The 3931-nt window shown below is 57.8% G+C and carries 4 protein-coding genes and 2 pseudogenes; 1 reads left to right on the forward strand and 5 read right to left on the reverse strand.

Going from position 1 to position 3931, the window contains the following annotated elements:
- The 3 genes from N181_RS05875 to N181_RS05890 form a co-directional block, all read right to left on the reverse strand.
- Positions 1-522, reverse strand: a 522-nt coding sequence (locus N181_RS05875; protein ID WP_141322370.1) for a hypothetical protein, incomplete at its 3' end; no start/stop codon positions are given.
- Between the two features lie 332 nt (positions 523-854).
- Positions 855-2063: an arsenite efflux MFS transporter ArsK gene (gene arsK, locus N181_RS05885; RefSeq protein ID WP_037436034.1), complete on the reverse strand. Its 1209-nt coding sequence runs from the start codon at positions 2061-2063 to the stop codon at positions 855-857.
- Positions 2056-2418: an ArsR/SmtB family transcription factor gene (locus tag N181_RS05890; protein WP_037436036.1), complete on the reverse strand. Its 363-nt coding sequence runs from the start codon at positions 2416-2418 to the stop codon at positions 2056-2058. Before N181_RS05890 ends, arsK begins: the two co-directional genes overlap by 8 nt.
- Before the next feature lie 43 nt (positions 2419-2461).
- On the opposite strand from N181_RS05890, the pseudogene N181_RS05895 reads away from it, so the two are divergent.
- A pseudogene (locus tag N181_RS05895) lies at positions 2462-2979 on the forward strand (DUF6428 family protein).
- Positions 2980-3001: 22 nt separating this feature from the next.
- Here the strand turns inward: N181_RS05895 and N181_RS34620 are convergent.
- Together N181_RS34620 and N181_RS05905 are read right to left on the reverse strand one after the other, a co-directional pair.
- Positions 3002-3188: pseudogene (locus N181_RS34620) on the reverse strand (IS66 family transposase); the annotation flags it as partial.
- A gap of 67 nt (positions 3189-3255) precedes the next feature.
- A complete protein-coding gene (locus N181_RS05905; protein WP_037436039.1) occupies positions 3256-3459 on the reverse strand; it encodes a cold-shock protein in 204 nt (67 codons plus the stop codon).
- Positions 3460-3931: the final 472 nt, after the last annotated feature.

Consider the following 3931-nt stretch of genomic DNA (forward strand, 5'->3'; position numbering starts at 1 on the left):
AGATGCAGGCTTCTTCGGTCTTGCCGCCCGTTTGAGTCCATCCAGAACGCAGGTAGCATAGCCATCTGCGTTCTGACGGTCACGTTCTGCATTGCCATCGAAGTCGCTATTCCCTCCCTCGATTGCCAGCTTGGCCAGCCGGGCGGCCTCATTGGCGATATCGAGCAGGATATTTAGATCGGAATATCGAGGAAAAGCGTCGGGCTCCTTGTCGAACAAGGAGTGGGCAAGCCGTCGATTGCGGAAATCACGCACCCGTTTCAACGCTGTCTGCTCTTCGGAGCCTTTGGCGCTCAATCGCCCGACCGCAGCCAGGAAATCACTGATAGCCTTCCGGCAGCTGGCCCGATCCTCGGAACGCTGCTCATCCTCCATTGATTTCACGATGTCCCGCACATCAACGGGAACCGCATTGGCGTTTGCTCCGATCATTTCATCGCCAGGATACCACTCTGTGCCCGCCGTCTCCTCCAGTGCAGCCTGGACGTCGGCTCTTCCCAACAGAGCGGCCAGGACAAGCACGGAAGCTTTGTCCTGCTCTTCCGCCGGAAACCTACCACCACCGGCAGATCGAAAATCCGGGCGAGGTCCAGAGCCAACTTCAAGGCCAGAGCGTTATGAATAGCGCCGTAGGTATCCGTGGACTCTGTATGAAGACCTACCATCCCTTTTGGGATGGTATCGTTGCTGGCCTCCATGACCGCATGCGAGAGGATGGCTGTTCGTACGTCTTGTTGCAGCATCGGCAAGATTAGCCTGACGCGCCTCAATGCTTCGCCGGTATCCATATTGCTTCCTTGCTCATCGCCGCTTTACATGTTCCCTTATCCCGGACCTCAAAGGGAAGCAAAGCCTCAAGGAGCGACGATCGCCCGGCGTTTTGTTGACTGTGACACCGCCACAAACGCAGCAATGCCGACCGACCCGAGGCAGGCATTTGCCACCAGCGCGACATTGATCCCAAAAGTCTCCATGACAAAAGAAAAAACGAATGGAGCCATCGCGCCAGCGGCCAGACGGGAAGCCGCCATGCGACCCGTGATCACGCCGTAGCTTTCCGATCCGAAGAGCCACAGAGGCAGGGAACCCTGGGCGATGCTGTTGATGCCCGATCCCAATCCGAGGCACACAGCAAACGCCACCGCGCCCGGGACCCATGCACCGAATACGGCCAGCATCGCGACGCCTGTCACGATGAGGACTGCCGATAGGGTCGCTAGCGACGGTGGCGGCAGGTCCTGCCCAAAGAACATGTTGATCAGACGGCTAAGCACCTGCGAGGGGCCGAACAGTGCGTCGATGACCACCGCTGCGGCACCAAAGCCCACATTGCCGAGCATCGGCACCATGTGTGTGAGAATGGCGGAGAGCGTAAACCCCTGCAGCGCGAAAGCCAGCGATACCATGATCATCCCACGTCGCCTCGAACCCTCCGGAAGCGCGCCGATCACCGGGAACTTGGTTTTGTTCGCCGGTCTACCTTCGGTCCGTCCTGGCCGTGCGATCCAATAGTGCAACGGCATGCAGACGAGGAGGTTCAGTCCGGCATATAGAAGGTAGATGGTGCGCCACGAGAAGTCCTCGTGGAGTTGAGCGGCTATCGGCCAGAAGATCGTCGAGGCGAACCCGCCTATCAAGGTGAGATGGGTTATACTGCGGGAGGCGGTCTGCGGTCCCCTTTCGACCAAGGCAGCGAATGCGGCTTGGTACTGGACCATCCCGGACGCTACTTCAAGGAGCATGATGGCGACCGCGAACACCAGCAGGTTTGGCGACCACGCACAGAGCGTAAGCGTGAGGGCGGAGATTGCCGATCCAACTGTCATGACCGTCGCCGCTCCAAAGCGATCCAGCCATTTCCCTATCGACGGAGCGGAAAGGCCGCCAATGAAGAGCGATGCGGAGAAAACCGCAAACACCTGTTCGACGGTAGCGCCGAGATCATGTGCGACTCCCGGCGCTAGTATGCTGAAGCTGTAGTAGAGTGTGCCGTAGCCGATGATCTGAGTAAGTCCGAGTGCGGATACCACCGCGACCGGGATCGCGTTCCTTCGCTCAGACATGCTGCCTTTCGGAAGCAGCATCGGCCGAACAGCAGGCTTTACCCTCGGCCGATACGCCAAGAACCCGCGGATGACCCGCGCAGCAGTCCTCCATCAGGAATTTCACAAGTCCGGACAGCGCATCGTAGTCGGCGCTGTAGACGATTGAGCGGGATTCCCGCCTTTGGGCAATGAGGCCAGCGCGTTCCAGTTCCTTGAGATGAAAAGAAATATTGGACGCCGAGACACCCATCGCTTCCGCGATTGCTCCGGCGGCCATCCCCTCTGGGCCAGCGACGACGAGCGTTCGTACGACCCCGAGGCGGGTCTCCTGGGATAGGGCAGCAAATGACATGAGGGCTTGACGTTCATCCATATTTCAATAATCCTTGAAACATTGAAACCAAGGAATAGCTCAGATGAACACGATCGACAAGGCCATTTCGACCGCCACGGTACATCACGCTCGGAAACCTGATCGACAGATCGCTGAAGCGCCCAACCTACCTCTTGTGTTCTCATACGATGGTCGGACGATCAAACCCGGTTGTCACGTAACCGAAGTGAAGGCAGGACAGTTTTCAGGCCTCGACTGCGGAGCCAATCCGGACGACTGGTCGGAAATCTTCGTACAATTGTGGGACATCGCGGAGGGCGACCGAACGCACATGACGGCCGGCAAGTTCGCCGCGATCATCCGGAAAGTCTCTGAACACGTTGGCCTTGAGCACTCCGCAAAGCTAACCTTCGAGGTGAGTGACGGGGCTCGTCCTATGCAACTGTCTGCGCCGACGCTCCGTTCGAGGCAAGTGGCGTTCTTCACGTTGCGCTCTCGCCCCGACCTGCAAGCTGTAAGCCCCGTGATAGATGGCTGGCCGAGCAGAGCGTCAAGGAGTCGTGCTGCGGAACGTCGGTGAGTGCAAAGTGCTGCAGCTGATGTTTGGCCTGATTTCGGCTAGGCGTACCCCTGAATCACAACAAGCCATCAGGGCGCTCCGGTTCAGCGCAATCGGCCGGATCGTTCTTTCAACGCTGTTGTTGTCGATCTCGATGCCGCGCGACGCGGGCACCGTGATTGGCGAGCCAGCTTTCCATATCGGCGACCAGCGGGGCTGATCGTTCCTGTCTTCCAGCCAGGCGGGCATCCGGTCGAGCCCGCGCAGTGAAGCCGTGCCACTAAATCGGCAAGATCGTACAGCGCAACCTCTTCCCCTCAAAACGGCCTAACGTTTTCGGCCTTCGATTTTCCCGTCTTGCGATCTTGTCCGAGATCATAAGACACCGTCTGCCCTTCTCTCAGAACGTCTCCGTATTGCAGCGCTGAGACATGAACGAAAACGTCCGTGCCACCCGTCTCCGGCGTAATGAAACCGTAGCCCTTGTCCGCGTTAAAAAACTTCACCTTGCCCGTCGCCATATTGACCCTCGCTTGTTCGCCGCGTTTCCTGCGGATGAACCATATTTCGCGAAATGCTAAACTAGGCCAATACGGTAAAAACCCTACCGCTCAACTACCAAGCTGAGAGATCATGGCCGAGGATTGCGTGCGCTAGTTCACTCTTCAAGGCAAGTATACCAGCACGATTGATCCCTGTTCGACCTCCGGCCTACGGCAAGAAGAGTCGGCCCTTTCAGGAGAACAGTTCAGTGCCGAGGATTTTTGCCGCTTGCCGAGCCGTGATCTCTGGATTGACCGCTCCGAATGCTACCGCTCCTTGCTTCGAAGCAGCTCTGAGAAACTTTGCGATTACATGAGCGAGGTCAGAAGAGAGCATAGCAGTGACTTGGCCGCCCGCTGACCTTGCCCCCAAGTTTTATCCAATTTTGAGTTCACTCCAGCGGTTTTTAAGGTGCTCCCCGTCTTTGGATCGCCCCGAGCCGGAACTTTC

The organism is Sinorhizobium fredii USDA 205 (assembly GCF_001461695.1).
Taxonomy (GTDB): Bacteria; Pseudomonadota; Alphaproteobacteria; order Rhizobiales; family Rhizobiaceae; genus Sinorhizobium; species Sinorhizobium fredii.

Excerpts from the sequence above, each read along its gene's own strand:
- arsK (WP_037436034.1), bottom strand. The coding sequence starts at position 2,063 with ATGTCTGAGCGAAGGAACGCGATCCCGGTCGCGGTGGTATCCGCACTC.
- N181_RS05890 (WP_037436036.1), bottom strand. The coding sequence starts at position 2,418 with ATGGATGAACGTCAAGCCCTCATGTCATTTGCTGCCCTATCCCAGGAG.
- N181_RS05905 (WP_037436039.1), bottom strand. The coding sequence starts at position 3,459 with ATGGCGACGGGCAAGGTGAAGTTTTTTAACGCGGACAAGGGCTACGGT.